Genomic DNA, 20,184 nt, shown 5'->3' with positions numbered 1-20,184 from the left:
GTTTTTTTTAAGTGTTTTTTGAAATGGAAAATAAATTTTAGAACGTTTTTATTGGGTTATCTTTTAAAAAAAATATGTTGACACAAAAAACTCTAAAGAGTTTTTTATATATAGCGTCATATGACAAATTGTGAAAATATACTGAAACAAAATGGACCTATGATGTCAGGTGCGCTAGGTACTCTTCTTGTAAACCAATACGGTTTGATTGCTAACACAGCAAGTAAAATTATTGTGCGCGATAAAACTATTAAAAGAATTAGCGGTTTTTATGTAAGCGGTCAACACTTTTGCTTTCTTGAAGAACATAAAAATAAAACTGATTTCTTTGATATATTTCAAGATTCATTATTCAATTATGGCAAAAAATATTGGTATGTATTAAATGCACTAAAAATGTGTGGTGGTATAGTAAGTAAAAAGTATTTAGAATGCTATACAAATTATCCCATTTTACCATTAACAAGTCATAAACCATTTAATGAAATACTTGATAAATTCATAGAACAAGGAATATTGATGTATAACAATGAATGCTATATGTTATCTCCTAAATATGAAAAATCATTTACAAATTATTCCCATTATACAGCCATTGAATCTATAAAAGATAATGTACTAGATAACTTTAGAACATTTTCAAAAAATATTGGTTTAATATCTTATAAAACAGGTGAATTATTTGCTGAATATGGTAAATTCAGGTTTGGTTTCAAAGGTGTTTCCTATGTTTCTGGATTAATGCAAGGATCTAAAAATGGCTTTGTTGTTGCTGATATTTTGATAGGTCACCCTATATATGAAAGTGACATAAGGTTTTTCATTGATAAATTAGATACAATAAGTAAATTTAAAAACTCTCCTAGACTAATACCATTCTTAATTGTAGATAATTTAAATGATGAAGCTTTAAGATTACTTAAAAGTAAAGGAGTTATAATTGGATTTATTGAAGAATTATTCGGTGAAAAATACGCTAAAACACTAGTTGAACTAGTAAATATCCTTAATAATGCAGGTGCAAGTCTAAAGCAAACTCCAGAAAAATATTTAGATTTAATCAAGCAACTAAAAAAATATAATGAAGGCTTAGCAAACAATATAAAAGGTACATTATTTGAATTTGTAATTGGTCATATACATTCAACAAAGAGTCAATCTTTAGATTTAGGAAGAGAAATAATTGATGAGAATGGCAAACACGAAACAGATGTAGTAAGTATCTATTCAGATAAAATTGTAATTTCCGAATGCAAGGCAACAAAATCTCAAATTGATTTAGAAACTATTAATAATTGGGTGCAAATTAAAATACCTGCTTTTTATGATTGGGTTAAAGGTATTGAACCATATAAAGAAAAAGAAATAGTTTTTGAATATTGGTCTATTAGTGGATTTACAGAAAATGCATTAGAAAGATTAAATCATTTAAAGAATACTTCAAAACGTTTCAAAGTAGAGTACTTCAATGGTAATGATTTAAAAGATAAAGCAATACAAATGAAGAATAAAAAATTAAAAGAAGTTGTCAATGATTTCTTTTTAAACAATAAGGTGTAAAAGATTTAACAAATCATTTGTAACTTTTTATAGATTAATGCGTTAAATTAGTATAGTACAATATGGTAATAGAACACATAGTAAAGAATGTGTATAACATATTATATTTTTTATATATTTGCAAAAGCTTTCAAACACTAACTAAAACAATAAATTATGGCAAAACCAATAAAAGAAACTCCTGTTCTTTATGGTAAAGATGCTGATACGTTTGTAAAAGAAAACAAAGAAGTAAAGAAAGTATCCAAAGAAGAAAAAGAGGAGATTAAAGAAGATTATGAAACGCTAATGAGCTTAGCAGAATTTGGAATCTAATAACATTAAATTAATCAGGCTTGAACCTGAAACTGTTATATTGCCGTTCGATTGTGGAGACACAGATTTGAACGGCTTTCTTTTTGATGATGCTAAAAATTATGCCAAAGATTTAATGGCAGTAACATATCTCATTCAAGACAATGATAAAACAATAGCATATTTCAATTATCTAAATGATAAAATTTCCCACACAGATTTAGATGGGAATATTGAAAAATTTGCAGAAAGAATAGGCATACTTTTGCCAAAAGAAAAAAGTCACTACAAAAGTTATCCCGCTGTTAAAATAGGACGATTGGCAGTTCATATTGATTGTCAAAATGGAGGCGGGTATGGTAGAAAAATTATAAACTTCACTAAAGGGTTGTTTACAAATAAAAACAAAACTGGTTGTAAATTTATAACTGTAGATGCTTACAGAGATTCTCTAAAATTCTATGAGAAGATGGGATTTAAATATTTGTCTAGTAAAGACAAAAAATCTGACACAAGACTAATGTATTTTAACTTAGAAAGTATTTCTTAATCATTATCTCTTTCATCTGCACAAAATCCTCGTTTAGTCCAAGTATTCCTAAACTCAAATCTTTGTTTGATTCATTTCGGTAATAATTAAAAGAATATTAATTGAAATATAGGAACGCTATCGCTGTCGTTTTTGCGTCCCACCCGTCCAACGCTCTGCCAACGCTCTAGTGGTTTTCTCCCAACGCAATAAGCACTTGTTTTTTCCAAGCTGTGCAAAGCATTTTTTGCCTGTTTTATTTTCCCAACCCCATCGCACATAAAACAGGCAAAAAAAGCCCTGCACTTTCCCAACGCTCGAAAAACAAGAGCTTTCCAACGCTAAAAACCACTCCCAAGCTATTTTACATAATGAAGGCAACATTATAGTTCAAAAAAAAGCGTTTATATTTTTAGTAGAATTTTTTTAGAACTATAATTTCATTATGTAAAATATCCGCTCTGCCAACGCTCCCACCCGAAATAGGAACAGTATTTTCATTGTTTTTTGACGATGCCAATTCGTTCCACAACAGTAATTGCAGTATATAAAAAGTATGCCTTTCTAAAGTGCAATAAGGCATCCTCAAAAAACAAAATTGCCCGCAAGAGTATAGCTTTTCATTTGCCAGAAAAATCGAATAAAATACAAAAATCTAGTAAGCAAATAAAAAGCTATACCCTTGCTTCGCTACTGCCAGCGCACTACGAAAGTACAGTAGGGGAAATCTCCCATTTCCCCAAACCCCTTTGGGTGCAATTTTTTTTAAAATAATGCCACAAAAATTCTATTCTGATTGTTAACTCACGTTAGGCATTATTTCAAAAAAAACAGCTCAAAATACAACAAATCGGAATCTTGATTTTGAATGGAATGTTTGAGGCTCACTTGTATTTGTTGAGTAGATAAAAAAATCTGAATGATTATAAATGGGAAACAAAATAAGCTAATTGATAACAAATTTTAACAATATAAACAGACTTTAAAATAATAGGATATAGAAATAATACTTTTGAAGTAATAAAATCAATACCAAAGCCGTACCAAGCCCACGAAATTGAATTTTAATTTTTAAAACTATATACAAATGGGTAAAATAGGTAGAGGTATTCTAGGAGGAGTATCAGGGAAAGTTGCCAACGTTGTTGGTTCAAGATGGAAAGGAATTGATTATATTAGAGCTAAACCTCAAAGTGTAGCCAATCCGAGAACGCTATTACAAGTAAACCAAAGAACAAAATTTGCTTTAGTGTTGAGGTTTTTACAACCTAACTTAAATTTCATTAAGATTGGTTATAAAAATTATGCTGTAAAGAAATCGCAGTTTAATAGTGCAATGTCATATATTTTGAATAATGCGATAATTGGAGTATCTCCAGATTTTGAAATTGATTATTCTTTAGCTTTATTATCAAGAGGAAATCTAACAGGAGCATTAAATCCAGTTTTTGATTTGACAACTTCGGGTCAAGTGCAATTTAGTTGGGATGATAATTCAACTGATGGAAATGCTTTACCTACTGATAAAGTTATGGTTGTTGCATACAATCCGATAAAAGGAGAAAGTGTTTATTTATCAGGAGGAGCTACAAGAGCAGATTTATCACAAACGGTAATTATACCTAACAGCTATGCTGGAGACGAATTACAGCTCTTTATATCGTTTATGAATGCAGAAGAAACACAATTATCAAATAGTATCTATATTGGCTCTGGTACGGCTTCATAAAATTAGTAGATACTTATTTCAAGAACCACCTGTAAAGGGTGGTTTTTTTATGTCTAAAATTTTAAAATTGTGGGGATAATGTGGGGATATTTGCAAAACAAAAAACCCTAACTCCTTTATTTACAAGGGTTAGGGGTTTAAACCTGCGGAGAAAGAGGGATTCGAACCCCCGGACCTGTTACAGTCAACAGTTTTCAAGACTGCCGCATTCGACCACTCTGCCATTTCTCCAGTATATTATGCACTACTTTTGTAATGCGAGTGCAAATATACAAATGTTTTTTAGTTTTACAAGTATTTTAAAACGATTTTTTAAAAAAAACAATTTCGTTTTATAAAGTTTTTAATATCAAATAATTAGTATTTTACATATTCTACAATTTCTAATCCGTAACCTATCATTCCTACGCGTTTTCCTACTTCTGTGTTAGAAACTAAACGAATTTTTGTAATATCTATATCATGAAGAATTTGAGCTCCTATCCCATAATCTTTACTATCTATTACTATTTTAGGGGCTTTCATTTCACCTTGTTGTTGTAATTCCTTTAATTCTGTAATACGATTTAAAAGGCTTATCGTTTGTATATCCTGATTAATAAAAATAACGGCTCCTTTTCCTTGTTCGTTAATAACTTTAAACATATCGTCTAATTGTTTATCAACATTATTGGTTAAGGTCCCTAGTAAGTCATTATTTACTTGAGATGAATTAATCCTTGTTAAAACAGCTTCACCTGAATTCCAGTTTCCTTTTGTTAGAGCAATATGAATTTGTTTGTTTGTTATTTGCTCATAGGCTCTTAAGCGAAAAACACCAAATCGAGTTTGTATATCAAAATCTTCTTTTTTTACAATTAGACTATCATGTTGCATTCTATAGGCTACTAAGTCCTCTATAGAAACCAATTTTAAATTAAATTTTTGAGCAACTTCAACTAATTGGGGCAATCTAGCCATTGTCCCATCTTCATTCATAATTTCTACAATAACTCCAGCTGGTTTTAAACCAGCCAAACGAGCAAAATCTATAGCTGCTTCTGTATGTCCTGTACGACGCAAAACGCCTCCTTTTTTTGCTATTAAAGGAAAAATATGTCCTGGACGTGCTAAATCAAAAGGTTTTGTATCAGGATTAACTAATGCTTGAATTGTTTTAGCTCTATCTGAAGCTGATATTCCTGTAGTAACACCATGTCCTTTTAAATCAACAGAAACCGTAAAAGCTGTTTCCATGTGATCCGTATTATTCGTTACCATTGGATTTAATCCTAGTTCTTTACAACGTGTTTCTGTAAGTGGTGCGCAAATAAGCCCTCTACCATACGTAGCCATAAAATTTACCATTTCTGGTGTTATTTTTTCAGCAGCAGCTAAAAAATCACCTTCATTTTCTCTATCCTCATCATCAACTACAATTATTACTTTTCCTTGACGGATATCTTCTATTGCTTCTTCAATGGTATTTAATTTAATGGTTTGTGTTTCCATTTTTGTTTTTTTTGAGTTGTGTTAGTTTTGTGTATATATTCTTAAATGGCTCTGTAATGAAGTCAAAATTAACATCACCATTATCATTTATTGCTTTCCTAGTTAAATAAATTGCCAAAGGAGTTAATAGTATAGATGCCAAGGAAGCTCCTAAAAAAACAGGAATTTGAGATTCTTGCGCCATTTTTTTACTAAATGTATTCATAAAATGAAACGAAATAAAGATGAGCATGGCAAATACAATTGGCAATCCTAATCCTCCTTTTCGGATAATAGCTCCTAAGGGTGCACCTATAAAAAACATGAGTATACAAGCGTAACTAAAAGTAAATTTTTCAAAAATAGCGTTCAGGTATCCGTTAATTTCTTTTTCCTTGGCTAGCATGGCAAACTCATACATTTCTAAATTACTTTTAGAACTTATTAAGTCGCTTTCTGCTACGTTTAAAACATTAATTTTAGATGTTTTTTCCTTAACAATACTTAACAAATCAATTTTTTTTGTATTCTTAATCTTTACTGTATCTACATTATAATTACTAGTAACTCCAAGACGTTGATAAGTATTATCGGCAAGTGCAATGAGTTCTTTATTGTAATTAGCTTTTAAGGAGTCTGCAGTATATTTTAGATCGTTAATTTTGAGCATTGCATCTGAATGTTTTAACTCATCTTTTAATGCTGCGCTTGTATTTAATTTGGATAAATCAATGTTGATTGTATATTTATTGAAAAAAACTTTTACAAAAGGTAATTTTTGACGCTGTTCGTAATTAACGGGACTAATATCCTCATAGTAATATCCTTCTTTTAGTACTAACTGTAACAAATCACTTGTCTCTGAAGATAACAAAAGACCTTCTTTTGATTTTATTACTGTTTTTGCTCCTTCTCCTGTGTTTGATTTTTTATGTATGGTAACTCCTTTTAATTTTTCTCCTTTTTCTCCTGTCTTTTTTTCAACTTTTATATTAAATTCTCCTATATCACAAAACTGTCCTTCTGCTATAGCCAGCGCAGGTTTAACCTGTGCTAAATTTCTTCTAAAATTAGTAAATTTATATTCAGAATAAGGTATAATATTATTGGCAAAAAAGAAAGCTAGGATACTCAAACCTAAAATAAACACTAGTAAGATTCTTAAGCTTCTAAAGAAAGAAACACCTGCTGATTTCATTGCAGCAAATTCATAATGTTCTGCTAAATCTCCAAATGTCATAATGGAAGCCAGTAGTACCGTCAAGGGAATGACCATTGGCATTAATTTAGGGGTTGCAAAAATTAAAAACTTGATAATCATAAAAAAATCAAGGTCTTTTCCTGCTAATTCAGATATAAATAACCAAACTGTTTGTAGAATAAATATAAAAAATAAGATTACAAATACTGATGTAAATGTAATCAAGAAAGATTTGAGCAAATATCGGTCTAGGATTTTCATTAGCAAAATTAATCCAGGTTATTGATGTAATAATTTGGGTATTTTGATTTTACAAAAGTAAAATAGTTTTTGGGTAAAGTTTCATTCGTTTTTAGAGAATCAACTAGTAAGGTTACTTTAGTACCGTTTTTATTTAATGTAATCGTATTGTAAATTAATTGTGTAGACAGATCCACTCCTACTAAAATTTGTTTACGATCATCTTTCGATCCTATTGGTATTAGTTTTATATATTGAATTTTTTTACCTTTAATTGTCTGACTGATATCCCAATTGTATTTAAACCCTTTATTAAAAAAGGTTAACATTTTAGCGGGTGTGTCTGCTTCTTCCTCATTTCCAACTTTTGCAATTGAGATTTCTTCGTCTTCTTTTGATATAGTATATACCTTGGTTCCATCGCATATTTTTGTAACACCAAGAAAATTTAAAAGATACTTATTACCTGATAAAGCAACACTCCCTTTATTATCTTGATTAATTCCTTCCTTTGTATTTTGTAAATTATATTTAAAATCTACTCTAATCGTTTTAAAAGACTTAACTTTTGCTGCTACTTTATCTAACAAAGCTTTTGCTTTTGCTTCATTTTGAGCTTGAAAAGTAAAAGATGTTAAGACTAATAGTAATGCAATTATTTTTTTCATTTTATTTTTAATTGTTTTTCTCATTATTTAAAAAATGTTCTAGAGCCACTAAATCAGGTATATTTACGGTACGAGCTTTGCTACCTTCAAAAGGTCCTACAATACCTGCTGCTTCTAACTGATCTATTAATCGGCCTGCACGGTTATAACCTAACTTTAGTTTTCGTTGAATTAAAGAAGCTGAACCTTGTTGAGCTGTAACGATTACCTCGGCAGCATCTCTAAAGAGAGAATCTCGTTCTGAAATATCTATATCAAGACTTGACCCACTTCCTTCTTCACCAATAAACTCAGGGAGCAAATAAGCGTTTGGATAGGCTTTTTGAGCGCCAATATACTCTGTTATTTTTTCTACTTCTGGAGTATCAACAAAAGCACATTGTACACGCACTAAATCATTTCCATTTGTGTATAATAAATCTCCTCTACCTATTAGTTGATCAGCTCCTTGTTGATCTAAAATGGTTCTAGAGTCTATTTTAGAAGTTACTCTAAAAGCAATACGAGCAGGGAAATTGGCTTTAATAATACCTGTAATTACATTTACTGAAGGACGTTGCGTAGCTATTATTAAATGAATACCAATTGCTCGAGCTAATTGCGCTAAACGAGCAATGGGCGTTTCAACTTCTTTACCAGCCGTCATAATTAAGTCCGCAAACTCATCAACTACAAGAACAATATAAGGTAAAAATCTATGTCCTTGTTCAGGATTTAACTTACGTTGTTTAAACTTTTCGTTGTATTCTTTTATATTACGAACCATCGCATCTTTTAATAAAGAGTAGCGATTATCCATTTCTACACACAATGAATTTAGTGTAGTAATTACCTTTGAATTATCTGTTATAATAGCATCTTCTGTATCAGGTAATTTTGCTAAATAATGCCTTTCTATCTTATTAAAAAGAGTTAGTTCAACTTTTTTAGGATCTACTAGAACAAACTTGACTTCGGCTGGATGTTTTTTGTATAACAATGAAGTAAGTACAGCATTTAAACCAACTGATTTACCTTGTCCTGTTGCTCCCGCCATTAACAAGTGAGGCATTTTAGCTAAATCAACCACAAATGTTTCATTTGAAATTGTTTTCCCTAAAGCTATTGGCAACTCCATTTCTGCTTCTTGAAATTTCGCTGAGGCTATTACCCCTTTCATAGGAACTAACGTTGGGTTTTTATTAGGTACCTCAATACCTATAGTTCCTTTACCTGGCATTGGGGCTATAATACGAATACCTAATGCTGCTAAGGAAAGTGCTATATCATCTTCTAAACTTTTTATTTTAGAAATACGAACTCCTGCTTCTGGTACTATTTCATATAAAGTTACAGAAGGACCGACAGTAGCTTTTATCTGAGCTATGTCTATTTTATAGTTTCGAAGTGTTTCTACAATACGATTTTTATTTTCTTCTAATTCTTCCTGATTAATTGTTATGCCTCCGGAACCGTATTCTTTTAACAAATCTATTGTTGGAAATTTATAATTAGAAAGATCTAGAGTTGGATCAAATTCACCAAAATGAGCTACTAAACGCTCTGCTAAATTTTCTTCTATAATATCTTCTTCTTCTATTTTTTGAATTACTAATTCATCTGAGGTAGATTCTGACTCAATTAAGGGTCTTATAATAGGATTAACATCTAAGGTTAATTCTGAAGAGTTCCCTTTAATGGGCTTCAAAAAATCATCATTAATTTCTTGCTGAGAAGGAATGGTTTTTAGTATTATCCCTTCTAAATCTTCATCCTCATATTCTTCTTCTATAGGCTTTATGGGGTCTGTAAAAACGTTTTTATTCTTTAAAACGGGTTGTATTTCGTCCTCATGAACAGCAAACTCTTCTAAATTATAAGCTGTTGTACTTTCTTTAGACAACGGGTTTTTAAAATCTTCTTTTAATTCTGATTTTGTTTTTTCAAAAGCGGCTTTTATTTTCTCAGGCGATATTTTTATTTTAAAGATAAGGTAAATAAAAATTCCAAAAAGTAATGTAAGTAAAGTACCTGCTTTCCCTAAATAATCTTGTAAAAAAGAATTCATTTCAAATCCAATTACTCCGCCTAATTCTGGAAGAGAGGTACTAAAAAAACCAAAAAGAATAGACAGAATTATTATTACAAAAATATCCCAAAACCATGTTTTTTTTAATTTAGAAACAGCTAAATCTAGAACCAAATAAGAACCTGTTAAAAACAACAAACGAACGAACAAAAATGCCGCAACGCCAAATCCTTGGTAAACAAAGGAATTAGCTAAAAATACGCCGAATTTACCTAACCAATTTTGAACCTGTGATTCTCTATTACTAAATTCATGTATTTCGCTTTGATCTAATTTGCCATTGACAAAATAAGAAACAAAGGAAATTGCCAACGCTATAGAGAATAGTATCAGTAAAATTCCAAATGTAATTTTTTGCTGACGATTTAATGAAAATCGTCTTTGTATAATTTCAGATTCTACTTCGGCAGATGTGTTTTTTTTCTTTTTTGATTTAGCCATTATAATTTAAAAAAATAGGTCGATTTATAACAATTTAGCTTACAACATTTTAGGCAAATAAATAAAGCTTCCTATAGCAAAAGCTGTCATAGCTGCAAAAAAAACAGCCCCAGCCGCAATATCTTTTATAAAGCCAATTTTTTCATGAAAATCGGGATGTACAAAATCAGCTAATTTTTCAACCGCTGTATTCAATCCTTCGATACTTAAAACCAATCCAAAGGCAAATATCTGAAACATCCACTCTTCACGAGTAATTTGAAAATAATATCCTGCTAATGACATTAAAACCGCCAAGGAAGACTGAACCATTACGCTATGTTCAGTAGTAATTAATTTAAACGCTCCTTTAGCAGCAAATCCTATACTCTTTAATCTACCTGTAAATAAGGTTTCGTCTTTTTCAAATTTCATTATAAAGAAGCTAAAGCAGATTCATAATTAGGTTCTTGAGCAATTTCTGCTACTTGCTCCGTATATTTTACTACTCCGTTTTCATCTAATACTATTACACAACGTGAGTGCAAACCTGCCAAAGGCCCTTCTACTATAGTCAAACCATAATCAGCCCCAAAATCACCTGTTTTAAAATCTGAAAGATTAATAACATTATCTAATCCTTCTGCTCCACAAAAACGAGTTTGCGCAAATGGTAAATCTCTAGAAATACACAATACTTTTGTATTTTCTAAATTCGATGCGGTTTCATTAAATTTTCGAACAGAAGCAGCACAAATTCCAGTATCTATACTAGGAAAAATATTTAACACTAATTTTTGTCCTTTAAAATCTTCTAGTGTCTTTACGGATAAATCCGTTGCTACTAATTCAAACGATTTTGCCACTGATCCTACTACAGGTAATTCTCCAACTGTATTTATCGCATTTCCTTTAAATGTTATCTGTCCCATAATTTTATTTTTTTAAAGCTCCAAAAATAAGGATATTTTTCAAATATTTTTTCTTAATAAAAGTGTAATTATTTATATTTAATATCGTAATATTGCAATATGTAAATAAAAAAAATATGGGAGCCTCAAAATCAGCCTTTTTCAGTAATTCACAAAATGAATTAGCCAATTTATTTAAAGCTCTGAGTAATCCTGCTCGTTTAGCTATTATAGAGTATTTAATAAAAGTAAACTCCTGTATTTGCAATGATATAGTAGAAGAATTACCCCTAGCCCAACCTACTATTTCACAACATTTAAAAGAGCTAAAACAGGTAGGGCTCATTAAAGGAAATATAGAAGGAAAATCTATTTGCTATTGTATAAATAAAGAAACATTACAAAAAATAGAACATTATTTTTTGTTCTTAGAAAATATAAAAAACACTAATTGTTGTCAATAATCAAAAAATATATACTTAACACTACAAATTTCACATAGCCTATGAAATTATCTGAATTTAAACAACACTTATCAAAACTTGATTCTTTTGATATTTCATTTGTTGACGGAACTTTTATTCCAAAACATTTCCATATTACAGAAATGGGAGTATTAAACAAAAAATACACTGATTGTGGAAATACATTTAGAGAAGAAAATTATTTTACCTTTCAACTATGGCACGCAGAAGATACTTGCCATAGATTAACCAGTCATAAAACAATTAAAATAATTGAAGCCATAGAAAAAAATATTGTTTGTAGTGATTATGAAATATTAGTAGAATATCAGGACAAAAATACTATTGGCAAATACAGATTAGATTTTCAAAAAGAACACTTCGTGCTTTTACCTACTCAAACAACTTGTCTTGCTCAAGATAATTGTGGAATTCCGAATGAAAAAATTAAAAAAAATTTAAATGAACTTGTTAACTCTTGTATACCCAATTCTGGTTGTTGTTAGATTATGAATAAGAAAGCACACTGGGAAAATGTTTTTTCCACAAAAAAAGAAAACGAAGTTAGTTGGTACGAAAAAAAACCTGAAACTTCTATTCAATCTATTCAAAAACTCAATCTTCCAAAAGATGCTAAAATAATAGATGTTGGAGGTGGTGATAGTTATCTAATAGATTCTCTTTTAGATCTAGGTTACACCAATTTATATTTATTAGACATTTCAAATAAAGCAATTGAACGAATACAAAAAAGATTACAAGCAAATTCTGATAAAGTTCATTTTATAACTAGTGACATCATACAATTTATGCCCAAAGAAAAATTTGATGTTTGGCATGATAGAGCTTCTTTTCACTTCTTAACCAACCCTATTCATATTAATATCTATAAAAAAATAGCCATTGAGAGTATAAAAGAAAACGGTACACTTATTCTTGGCACATTCTCAACATCTGGTCCTTTAAAATGCAGTGGTCTTCCTATCACACAATACACTGCTAGTGGATTAAAAGAAATTTTTGAATCTGATTTTCAACTTATAGAAAATCGTGACATAGAACACAAAACACCTTTTGAAACAATCCAAAATTTTATATTTTGTACTTTTAAAAAAAACGCTTATGCTTTTAAATCTATCTAAAAACATTAAAAAAATAGCGTCGTTTTCACCTTCTAGCGACCGAAAATTAATTCTTCAACCGCTCATTGAATATATAAAAGAAAAAACAGAAGAGAAAGAAAACATCAATCTTAATTTTATTTGCACGCACAATTCCAGAAGAAGTCATCTTTCACAAATATGGGCTCAAACTTTAGCTTCTTATTTTGAGATACCTAATATTTATTGCTATTCTGGAGGAACAGAAAGTACCACTTTCTTTCATAAGGTAATTGAAACTCTAAAAAAACAAGGTTTTTCCATCATTCAATTAAGTAATGAAGCAAATGCTATTTATAGTGTAAAATATGATGAAAACAAGACTGGGATTATTTGTTTTTCAAAAACTTATGATCACGCATTTAATCCTAAATCAAATTTTGCGGCTATTATGACTTGTAGTAATGCAGATGAGGGATGTCCTATTGTTATAGGAGCAGATAAAAAAATTACAATAAGATATGAGGATCCTAAATTATTTGACAACACAGAACTAATGGATTTAAAGTACGAAGAAAAAAGCATTGAAATTGCAAGTGAATTTTATTATATTTTTTCAGAAATTAAAAAATATATACTAAAAAACGTATAAATCAAATAACGTGAAAAGCCGGCATTTGCTGGCTTTCATCTTTATTTATCAATAGATCCTAACACGCGTTTCATAAATTCATTTAACGCTACCTTTTTTTCTTTTCCTTCTTTAACTAATTTTTGAACTTCCAAAGCTCCATAAAGATTAGAAATTAACTCTCCAATAACGTCTATTTCTTCATCTTTTAACGACTCTAACTCCGTAAGATTTTCCAGTACAGCAATTGTTTCTACTAAATAATCACTGTCATTTTCTTCTATAAACTGAGTCAAATGTTTTATAACAGGTAATTTCATAATTTCTTTTTCTTAAAGAATTTCACTAACTAATTCACTTAATACTTCTGCTTTATTAGTTTGTGTTTCTTTTACTAATTTTCCATTAACAAAAGTTGCAAATGTAGGCAAATTAGAAACATTTGCTAATTTTCTAGATTCTGGTGAATTTTCAGCATCTACAATTACAAAAGTAAGACCTTCATTTTCAGTTGATAATTTTTTAAACTTTGGCTTCATAATTCTACAATTACCACACCATGACGCAGAAAATTGTACAATTACTTTTTCATTTTCGTTAATTACGTTTTGTAATATATCTTCGTTTAATTCTAGTAACATATTTTTAAAAATTGTAATACCAATGACAATGTTTATTATTGACAAAACATTGCCATTGATATATTGTAAAATTATTTGGAATAAATTAGTTTTGACTTAAGTAAGCAGCTGTACTTAATCTATCTGCATTCATAGCTTCTTTACCTTCTTCCCAGTTTGCAGGACAAACTTCTCCTTTCGTTTGAACGTGTGTATAAGCATCTACTAAACGTAAATATTCACCTACATTTCTTCCTAATGGCATATCATTTACACTTTCGTGGAATATTTTTCCTGTTTCATCAATTAAGTAAGTAGCACGGAAAGTTACATTTGAACCATCTAATAAAATATCATCAGATTCTTCATCATATACCTCTTCTGCATCTAAAATACCTAATGCTTTAGATAAATTACGAGTAGTATCAGCTAATAATGGGTATGTAACACCTTCAATACCTCCATTATTTTTAGGTGTATTTAACCATGCAAAATGCACTTCATTCGTATCACAAGAAGCTCCTATTACAACTGTGTTTCTTTTTTCAAATTCTGGTAAAGCAACTTGAAAAGCATGTAATTCAGTTGGGCAAACAAATGTAAAATCTTTTGGATACCAAAATAATAAAACTTTCTTATTATTTTTTGTTGCTTCTTCAAGAACATTAATTCTTAAATTGTCTCCCATTTCTGAAATTGCATCTACCGTAATATTTGGAAATTTTTTGCCTACTAAAGCCATAATATTTAATTGTTAAATTATTGTTTTCTGGATGCAAATTTAGCTATTAAAAACACTCTTTTTACCCTCCTAACCTATTAATTTTCTATTGAAACATAAATATTCTTTATAGCTCTAATAAGCCTTTATTCAAACTAAAACAAAACAATAACACTATAAGAAATATTTATTAAAAATAAAAAATGAATAAATAAAATCACTTTAGTTTTGCCTAAGAAATAAGAAATTAAACAAATACAACAATACACCATTAAAATAGTATAGTGAACCTAATATAAACTTTTAAAAACGCATTATACACCTTTTAATAAAAAGTATTATTTATAAAGTTTAAACCTTATTCTTCATTATTAATTAATTATAAAACGATTGAAAATGAGTTATAATAAAGAAAACAAAATGACATCAGTATCAGGCAGACCTATAGCTGATAATCAAAATTCCCTAACTGCTGGCAAAAGAGGACCAATGCTTTTACAAGATATTTGGTTTTTAGAAAAACTAGCTCATTTTGATAGGGAAGTAATTCCTGAAAGACGTATGCACGCAAAAGGTTCAGCTGCATTTGGAACGTTTACCGTTACACATGATATTACCCAGTATACCAAAGCTAAAATATTTTCTGAAATTGGCAAACAAACAGATTTATTTTTAAGGTTTTCAACAGTTGCTGGAGAACGCGGAGCAGCTGATGCAGAAAGAGATATTCGTGGTTTTGCAGTGAAATTCTACACTGAAGAAGGCAATTGGGACTTAGTAGGAAACAATACTCCTGTATTTTTTATTCGTGATCCGTATAAATTTCCAGATTTAAACAAAGCGGTAAAAAGAGATCCTGGAACAAATCTTAGAAGTGCTAATAATAATTGGGATTATTGGACATTGTTACCCGAATCTTTACATCAAATCACCATGACTATGAGTGAACGTGGTATTCCTAAAAGTTACCGTCACATGAATGGTTATGGTAGCCATACATTTAGCTTTATAAATGCTCACAATGAGCGTTTTTGGGTGAAATTTCATTTTAAAACAGCTCAAGGAATAGAATGTTTAACGGATCAAGAATCAGAAATAATAATAGGAAAAGATAGAGAAAGTCATCAAAGAGACTTATACAACAGCATCAAAGAAGGAAATTATCCAAAATGGCACCTGAAAGTACAAATAATGCCTGAAGAAGATGCTAAAACATATCCTTTTAATCCTTTTGATTTAACAAAAGTTTGGCCTCATAGGGATTATCCTCTTATTGATGTTGGAGTATTAGAATTAAATAAAAATCCTGAAAACTATTTTGCAGACGTAGAGCAATCTGCCTTTAACCCAGCAAATATCGTTCCTGGTATAGGCTTTTCTCCCGATAGAATGTTACAAGGTAGACTCTTTTCTTACGGAGATACACAACGCTACAGATTAGGAGTTAATCATTATCAAATCCCTGTAAACGCCCCAAGATGTCCGTTTCATAATCATCATAAAGATGGTGCTATGCGTATTGACGGTAACGGCGGAGGAACAGTACATTATGAACCTAATAGTTATGGAAAATGGCAAGAACAAAAAGAATATAGAGAACCTGCTTTAGCTCTGGAAGGAGCTGCTGATCATTGGGACTTTAGAGAAGATGATAATGATTACTACACACAACCAGGTAACCTATTTAGAATCATGACTCCTGAACAACAACAAACATTGTTTGAAAACACAGCACGTTCTGTAGGAGGAGCTGAAAGATTTATACAAGAACGTCATATTCATAATTGTTACAAAGCAGACCCTAACTATGGCAAAGGAGTTGCCGCAGCTTTAGGCATCAGCTTAACCGATTTAGATTTAATATAAATATTTAAATAGTAATGAGAAAATCATTTTTAACCTGTGCATCACTTATTATTTCAATGAGTGCATTTGCCCAAAAAACACTTACAACCAGTGCTGGAGCACCTGTAAATGGTGACTTACAGTCCTTAACTCTAGGACCAAATGGTCCAGTTTTACTAGAAGATGTGCATTTAATTGAAAAATTACAACATTTTAGTAGAGAAAGAATTCCTGAACGTGTTATGCACCCAAGAGGAACTGGCGCTCAAGGTTATTTCATTTTAACTAAAAATATCAGCGATCTTACTAAAGCTAAAATCTTTACAGAGGTAAATAAAAAAACTCCTGTTTTAGTTCGTTTCTCAAGCGTTATTCACTCTAAAGGTTCTCCTGAAACAGCAAGAGATCCAAGAGGATTTGCTATAAAATTCTATACAGAAGAAGGAAACTGGGATTTAGTAGGCAATCATATACCTACATTTTTTATACGAGACGCTATTAAATTTCCTGATTTCACACACGCTAACAAACCATCTCCTATCACGGATCTTCAGGATGAAAATAGAATTTTTGATTACTTCTCAAAAACACCAGAAGCTACTCAAACATTAACTTGGTTAATGTCTGATAATGGAACCCCTAAATCTTATAGAGAAATGGATGGTTTTGGCGTAAATACGTTTAAATTTATTAATGACAAAGGAGACATTTCTTGGGTTAAATTTCATTTCAAATCATTACAAGGAATTAAAAATTTAACAGCAGAAGAAGTAATTCAAGTGCAAGGGAAAGACTTTAGTCACATGACCCGAGACTTATACGATAACATTGCTGCTGGTAATTTTCCTAAATGGGATTTATATGTACAAATAATACCTAATAAAGACATTAACAAATACGATTTTAATATTTTTGATGACACAAAACAATGGTTTAATGTTGAAGAAATAAAAGTAGGTACACTAGTTTTAGATCGTATACCAGCAAACTTCTTTCAATATACAGAAAGTGCTGCTTTTGCTCCTTCTAGAGTAATACCTGGAATTGGTTTTTCTCCTGACAAAATGCTTCAAGGTAGAAATTTTTCTTATGCTGATGCACAAATGTACAGATTAGGTAAAAATCATCAATTATTACCTGCTAATAGACCTTTAGTAAAAGTAAATAATTACCATATAGACGGTGCAATGAATTTTGAAGAAAGAACAGGAGACACAAACTACTTTCCTAGTCATAATAATCCTACATATACAGAATTCAACGCAGATGATAAAAGACTTTTAGACGGTTATATGGTACGTGAAGAAATAAAAGACTCTAAAGATTTTTATCAAGCAGGTATCTTATATCGAGGTTACTCAAAACAAGAAAAAGATAACTTAATAAAAAACTGGACTAATAATTTAAGTAAAGTTAAAGATAAAAACATTCAGGCTACCATTGTTAGCTTTTTATACAAAGCAGATCAAGAATACGGAACAAGAGTTGGTAATGCTCTAGGTTTATCTAAAGATAGTTATAATAAATAAATTCCCTTAACTCGTTAGAATGCTATAATATTAGTTTTTAACCGTTCTAATATCTATAGCATTCTTTCTTTTAAAACATAAGATTATGTATATCAAAAAAATTTTCACACTTCTTTTATTAATAAACGCTTTTTTCTTTTCCTATGCTCAAAATTCTAATGCGCAACATGAACTTGAAAAATCTTTCTTTTATGGAGCAAGAACATCTAACATAGAAATACTAGATGAATTTATTAAAACGGGTGTGAGTGTTAATTATCAAGGTGAAAACGGCTATACTGCAATAATGATTGCGGCATACAATGGGCAGAAAAAAGCAGTAGAATTTTTACTTTCTAAAGGAGCCGATTTATGTATAAAGGATAAAAGAGGAAATACTGCTTTAATGGGAGCAATCGTGGCTAGTGAAGATGATATTGCTAAATATTTAATAAATAACGAAAAATGCGATGAAGAAACAAATAAAAGAACTCTTGAATATGCACAACGTTTTGGAAGAACTGAAATAATTAAGTTTTTATCTACAAAAAACACCAAATAAAAACAATCTGTTTTTAACAAAATTTAATATCAATTAGTCTAAAAAGCATACCCTCCTAATTTAAAATAATTCATTTCAATAAATTATTTTACTCACAAAACATTGAGTAGCCAATATCACTAACTCTATAAATTTAATAACATACAAGATGAATCATAAACAATTTTAGAATATTGATTAAATAACAATCCTTAAAAACATATTTGCATTTATAATTTTATTGTCTAGTAGAATTTAATCTAAAAATATCTAAAAAACGTTAAAAATGTAAGTTATCTTTGTTTATAATTTTTAACACAAAGAATCATATATTTTAAAATGAAAAAAACAATTTATTTATCCGTTTTCAGTTCTTTGATTTCGCTTTTTTCATTAGCTCAAGAAACGGTTTCAGAACGTTATACTGCACATAATAAAGGTAAGTTCTATGTATATTGGGGAGGAAATCGCGAAACTTTCAGTAATTCTGACATTACTTTTAAAGGAAATGATTACAACTTTACCATTTATGATGTACCAGCTCAAGACAAACCTAAAGGTTGGCATATAGATTATATCAATCCGCTTAGAATGACCATCCCACAAACAAATTTCCGATTAGGATATTTTATTAACGATCATTACAATATTTCATTAGGCTTAGACCACATGAAATATGTTATGTATCAAAATAAAGTCGTAAATTACACAGGTAATTACCCTAACAGAGGTTTATATGGTGAAGATAAAAATGAATTAGGTCAACCTATCAGTTCAAATCAAATAAATTTAACCGAGGATTTTTTAACATTTGAACATACTGACGGGCTTAATTATGTTAATGCAGAAATCAGCCGAGTTGATGATCTCACTAAATACATCGTTCCTACCCTTAATACAGATAAAGTACAACTAAATCTGACAGAAGGAATTGGTGCTGGTATTTTATTACCTAAAACAAATACCAAACTTTTTCATAAAGAACGCTACGATGAATTTCATTTAGCAGGTTATGGTATAGCTGCTAAAGCTGGTTTAAATTTAACCTTTTTAAAACATTTCTTTGTACAAGGAGAACTCAAAGGAGGCTATATTAACATGCCTGATATTCGTACTTCCTACGATTCATCAGACAGAGCAAGCCAACATTTTTGGTTCTTACAACGCATTATAGCTTTTGGTGTTACATATAAATTATAATACCTTATTTTCATAAAATTTTAACTAGAGGTGGTTTAAAAAACAAAGAACCCAACCTCTAGTTTTTCTTTTCTTCTCTAGAAAAACATCAAAACTATTTCCTTTTCCTCAACTCCCCCTCAAATTACTTTTAAAATTCAGCTTACACATTAGACTTTACAGTAATACCATTTAAACTTTGAAATTCCCTCATAATACTATTTTTTTAACCTTGAGACTATCCAAAAAGTTCGCAATCTTTTCATCTCCCAAAGGGAGAACACATAATGTTGATTATGAAACTCCTCCTTACGTAGGAGTGACAAACTGTATGTTGATTTAGACACTATCCTACAAAAGCAATAAAAATTAGTGTTGATTTTCGATGCGCTTCGCGCTCGAACTAACGATGATTTCAATTATATACTCACCCCTTTGTTCGAGTTATTTTAAAACGAAAAAAACATATCGAGAATTTTACTTTT

General features: G+C 30.2%; 21 protein-coding genes and 1 tRNA gene. 12 read left to right on the top strand and 10 right to left on the bottom strand.

All coding sequences use genetic code 11. The annotated features are described in order from the left end of the window. Nucleotides 1-120 precede the first annotated feature (120 nt). The 4 genes from ACUXZJ_RS10030 (at nt 121) to ACUXZJ_RS10015 (ending at nt 4,112) form a co-directional block, all read left to right on the top strand. The gene (locus tag ACUXZJ_RS10030; protein WP_063743992.1) at nt 121-1,560 is read left to right on the top strand and encodes a hypothetical protein; all 1,440 of its coding nucleotides are present in this window, start codon (nt 121-123) and stop codon (nt 1,558-1,560) included. 156 nt (nt 1,561-1,716) lie between these two features. Then, nucleotides 1,717-1,875, top strand: coding sequence for a hypothetical protein (locus tag ACUXZJ_RS10025; RefSeq protein WP_201030575.1), 159 nt, complete (start codon nt 1,717-1,719; stop codon nt 1,873-1,875). 40 nt (nt 1,876-1,915) lie between these two features. Beyond that, nucleotides 1,916-2,404, top strand: coding sequence for a GNAT family N-acetyltransferase (locus ACUXZJ_RS10020; RefSeq protein WP_446194866.1), 489 nt, complete (start codon nt 1,916-1,918; stop codon nt 2,402-2,404). A 1,066-nt stretch (nt 2,405-3,470) separates the two neighbouring features. Next, nucleotides 3,471-4,112, top strand: coding sequence for a DUF6266 family protein (locus tag ACUXZJ_RS10015; RefSeq protein ID WP_063743996.1), 642 nt, complete (start codon nt 3,471-3,473; stop codon nt 4,110-4,112). A gap of 146 nt (nt 4,113-4,258) precedes the next feature. Here the strand turns inward: ACUXZJ_RS10015 and ACUXZJ_RS10010 are convergent. From ACUXZJ_RS10010 to tpx, 7 genes are all read right to left on the bottom strand, one after another. Then, nucleotides 4,259-4,343: transfer RNA gene (locus ACUXZJ_RS10010), tRNA-Ser, on the bottom strand. 126 nt (nt 4,344-4,469) lie between these two features. Then, nucleotides 4,470-5,603 (bottom strand): 3,4-dihydroxy-2-butanone-4-phosphate synthase, encoded by a 1,134-nt coding sequence (gene ribB, locus ACUXZJ_RS10005; protein WP_060381986.1) that lies wholly within the window; start codon nt 5,601-5,603, stop codon nt 4,470-4,472. After that, nucleotides 5,584-7,044, bottom strand: a complete 1,461-nt coding sequence (locus ACUXZJ_RS10000; RefSeq protein ID WP_060381985.1) for an LptF/LptG family permease — start codon at nt 7,042-7,044, stop codon at nt 5,584-5,586. Before ACUXZJ_RS10000 ends, ribB begins: the two co-directional genes overlap by 20 nt. Nucleotides 7,045-7,052: 8 nt before the next feature. Further along, nucleotides 7,053-7,691, bottom strand: a complete 639-nt coding sequence (locus ACUXZJ_RS09995) for a LolA family protein (protein ID WP_235588343.1) — start codon at nt 7,689-7,691, stop codon at nt 7,053-7,055. A 7-nt stretch (nt 7,692-7,698) separates the two neighbouring features. Continuing rightward, a complete protein-coding gene (locus ACUXZJ_RS09990) occupies nt 7,699-10,200 on the bottom strand; it encodes a DNA translocase FtsK (RefSeq protein WP_063743997.1) in 2,502 nt (833 codons plus the stop codon). Nucleotides 10,201-10,239: 39 nt separating this feature from the next. Continuing rightward, the gene (locus ACUXZJ_RS09985) at nt 10,240-10,614 is read right to left on the bottom strand and encodes a diacylglycerol kinase family protein (RefSeq protein WP_060381982.1); all 375 of its coding nucleotides are present in this window, start codon (nt 10,612-10,614) and stop codon (nt 10,240-10,242) included. Further along, nucleotides 10,614-11,111: a thiol peroxidase gene (gene tpx, locus ACUXZJ_RS09980; RefSeq protein WP_060381981.1), complete on the bottom strand. Its 498-nt coding sequence runs from the start codon at nt 11,109-11,111 to the stop codon at nt 10,614-10,616. Before tpx ends, ACUXZJ_RS09985 begins: the two co-directional genes overlap by 1 nt. Nucleotides 11,112-11,227: 116 nt before the next feature. Here tpx and ACUXZJ_RS09975 point away from each other — a divergent pair, with 116 nt between their 5' ends. Genes ACUXZJ_RS09975 through ACUXZJ_RS09960 form a run of 4 tightly spaced genes read left to right on the top strand, consistent with a single transcriptional unit; the run spans nt 11,228 to nt 13,306 of the window. After that, nucleotides 11,228-11,554, top strand: a complete 327-nt coding sequence (locus tag ACUXZJ_RS09975; protein ID WP_060381980.1) for an ArsR/SmtB family transcription factor — start codon at nt 11,228-11,230, stop codon at nt 11,552-11,554. Nucleotides 11,555-11,595: 41 nt separating this feature from the next. Continuing rightward, nucleotides 11,596-12,060: a DUF6428 family protein gene (locus ACUXZJ_RS09970; RefSeq protein WP_060381979.1), complete on the top strand. Its 465-nt coding sequence runs from the start codon at nt 11,596-11,598 to the stop codon at nt 12,058-12,060. A 3-nt stretch (nt 12,061-12,063) separates the two neighbouring features. After that, complete coding sequence (locus ACUXZJ_RS09965; RefSeq protein WP_060381978.1) at nt 12,064-12,696, top strand: class I SAM-dependent methyltransferase; 633 nt, start codon at nt 12,064-12,066, stop codon at nt 12,694-12,696. Continuing rightward, entirely contained in the window at nt 12,677-13,306 is a 630-nt protein-coding gene (locus ACUXZJ_RS09960; RefSeq protein ID WP_060381977.1) for an arsenate-mycothiol transferase ArsC, read from the top strand. Before ACUXZJ_RS09965 ends, ACUXZJ_RS09960 begins: the two co-directional genes overlap by 20 nt. Nucleotides 13,307-13,347: 41 nt before the next feature. Here the strand turns inward: ACUXZJ_RS09960 and ACUXZJ_RS09955 are convergent, their stop codons facing one another. The 3 genes from ACUXZJ_RS09955 to ACUXZJ_RS09945 all read right to left on the bottom strand — a co-directional run bounded on the left by ACUXZJ_RS09955 (nt 13,348) and on the right by ACUXZJ_RS09945 (nt 14,647). Beyond that, complete coding sequence (locus tag ACUXZJ_RS09955) at nt 13,348-13,605, bottom strand: DUF6952 family protein (protein ID WP_060381976.1); 258 nt, start codon at nt 13,603-13,605, stop codon at nt 13,348-13,350. A gap of 12 nt (nt 13,606-13,617) precedes the next feature. Next, complete coding sequence (locus ACUXZJ_RS09950) at nt 13,618-13,926, bottom strand: thioredoxin family protein (RefSeq protein ID WP_014164670.1); 309 nt, start codon at nt 13,924-13,926, stop codon at nt 13,618-13,620. An 85-nt stretch (nt 13,927-14,011) separates the two neighbouring features. Continuing rightward, the gene (locus ACUXZJ_RS09945; RefSeq protein ID WP_063743998.1) at nt 14,012-14,647 is read right to left on the bottom strand and encodes a peroxiredoxin; all 636 of its coding nucleotides are present in this window, start codon (nt 14,645-14,647) and stop codon (nt 14,012-14,014) included. A 375-nt stretch (nt 14,648-15,022) separates the two neighbouring features. Here ACUXZJ_RS09945 and ACUXZJ_RS09940 point away from each other — a divergent pair, with 375 nt between their 5' ends. From ACUXZJ_RS09940 to ACUXZJ_RS09925, 4 genes are all read left to right on the top strand, one after another. Beyond that, complete coding sequence (locus ACUXZJ_RS09940) at nt 15,023-16,492, top strand: catalase (RefSeq protein WP_063743999.1); 1,470 nt, start codon at nt 15,023-15,025, stop codon at nt 16,490-16,492. A gap of 14 nt (nt 16,493-16,506) precedes the next feature. After that, complete coding sequence (locus tag ACUXZJ_RS09935) at nt 16,507-18,000, top strand: catalase (RefSeq protein ID WP_060381973.1); 1,494 nt, start codon at nt 16,507-16,509, stop codon at nt 17,998-18,000. Between the two features lie 85 nt (nt 18,001-18,085). After that, nucleotides 18,086-18,541 (top strand): ankyrin repeat domain-containing protein, encoded by a 456-nt coding sequence (locus tag ACUXZJ_RS09930; RefSeq protein ID WP_063744000.1) that lies wholly within the window; start codon nt 18,086-18,088, stop codon nt 18,539-18,541. 318 nt (nt 18,542-18,859) lie between these two features. Further along, complete coding sequence (locus ACUXZJ_RS09925; protein ID WP_063744001.1) at nt 18,860-19,720, top strand: hypothetical protein; 861 nt, start codon at nt 18,860-18,862, stop codon at nt 19,718-19,720. Nucleotides 19,721-20,184: the final 464 nt, after the last annotated feature.

The organism is Flavobacterium sp. TN-1 (genome assembly GCF_052828645.1).
Note: the sequence above shows the minus strand (reverse complement) of the source record. Positions and strands in the feature narration are given on the sequence as shown.

Coding starts and splice junctions, on each gene's coding strand:
- ACUXZJ_RS10030 (WP_063743992.1), top strand. CDS start 121: ATGACAAATTGTGAAAATATACTGAAACAAAATGGACCTATGATGTCA.
- ACUXZJ_RS10025 (WP_201030575.1), top strand. CDS start 1,717: ATGGCAAAACCAATAAAAGAAACTCCTGTTCTTTATGGTAAAGATGCT.
- ACUXZJ_RS10015 (WP_063743996.1), top strand. CDS start 3,471: ATGGGTAAAATAGGTAGAGGTATTCTAGGAGGAGTATCAGGGAAAGTT.
- ribB (WP_060381986.1), bottom strand. CDS start 5,603: ATGGAAACACAAACCATTAAATTAAATACCATTGAAGAAGCAATAGAA.
- ACUXZJ_RS10000 (WP_060381985.1), bottom strand. CDS start 7,044: ATGAAAATCCTAGACCGATATTTGCTCAAATCTTTCTTGATTACATTT.
- ACUXZJ_RS09995 (WP_235588343.1), bottom strand. CDS start 7,691: ATGAAAAAAATAATTGCATTACTATTAGTCTTAACATCTTTTACTTTT.
- ACUXZJ_RS09990 (WP_063743997.1), bottom strand. CDS start 10,200: ATGGCTAAATCAAAAAAGAAAAAAAACACATCTGCCGAAGTAGAATCT.
- ACUXZJ_RS09985 (WP_060381982.1), bottom strand. CDS start 10,614: ATGAAATTTGAAAAAGACGAAACCTTATTTACAGGTAGATTAAAGAGT.
- tpx (WP_060381981.1), bottom strand. CDS start 11,111: ATGGGACAGATAACATTTAAAGGAAATGCGATAAATACAGTTGGAGAA.
- ACUXZJ_RS09975 (WP_060381980.1), top strand. CDS start 11,228: ATGGGAGCCTCAAAATCAGCCTTTTTCAGTAATTCACAAAATGAATTA.
- ACUXZJ_RS09970 (WP_060381979.1), top strand. CDS start 11,596: ATGAAATTATCTGAATTTAAACAACACTTATCAAAACTTGATTCTTTT.
- ACUXZJ_RS09965 (WP_060381978.1), top strand. CDS start 12,064: ATGAATAAGAAAGCACACTGGGAAAATGTTTTTTCCACAAAAAAAGAA.
- ACUXZJ_RS09960 (WP_060381977.1), top strand. CDS start 12,677: ATGCTTTTAAATCTATCTAAAAACATTAAAAAAATAGCGTCGTTTTCA.
- ACUXZJ_RS09955 (WP_060381976.1), bottom strand. CDS start 13,605: ATGAAATTACCTGTTATAAAACATTTGACTCAGTTTATAGAAGAAAAT.
- ACUXZJ_RS09950 (WP_014164670.1), bottom strand. CDS start 13,926: ATGTTACTAGAATTAAACGAAGATATATTACAAAACGTAATTAACGAA.
- ACUXZJ_RS09945 (WP_063743998.1), bottom strand. CDS start 14,647: ATGGCTTTAGTAGGCAAAAAATTTCCAAATATTACGGTAGATGCAATT.
- ACUXZJ_RS09940 (WP_063743999.1), top strand. CDS start 15,023: ATGAGTTATAATAAAGAAAACAAAATGACATCAGTATCAGGCAGACCT.
- ACUXZJ_RS09935 (WP_060381973.1), top strand. CDS start 16,507: ATGAGAAAATCATTTTTAACCTGTGCATCACTTATTATTTCAATGAGT.
- ACUXZJ_RS09930 (WP_063744000.1), top strand. CDS start 18,086: ATGTATATCAAAAAAATTTTCACACTTCTTTTATTAATAAACGCTTTT.
- ACUXZJ_RS09925 (WP_063744001.1), top strand. CDS start 18,860: ATGAAAAAAACAATTTATTTATCCGTTTTCAGTTCTTTGATTTCGCTT.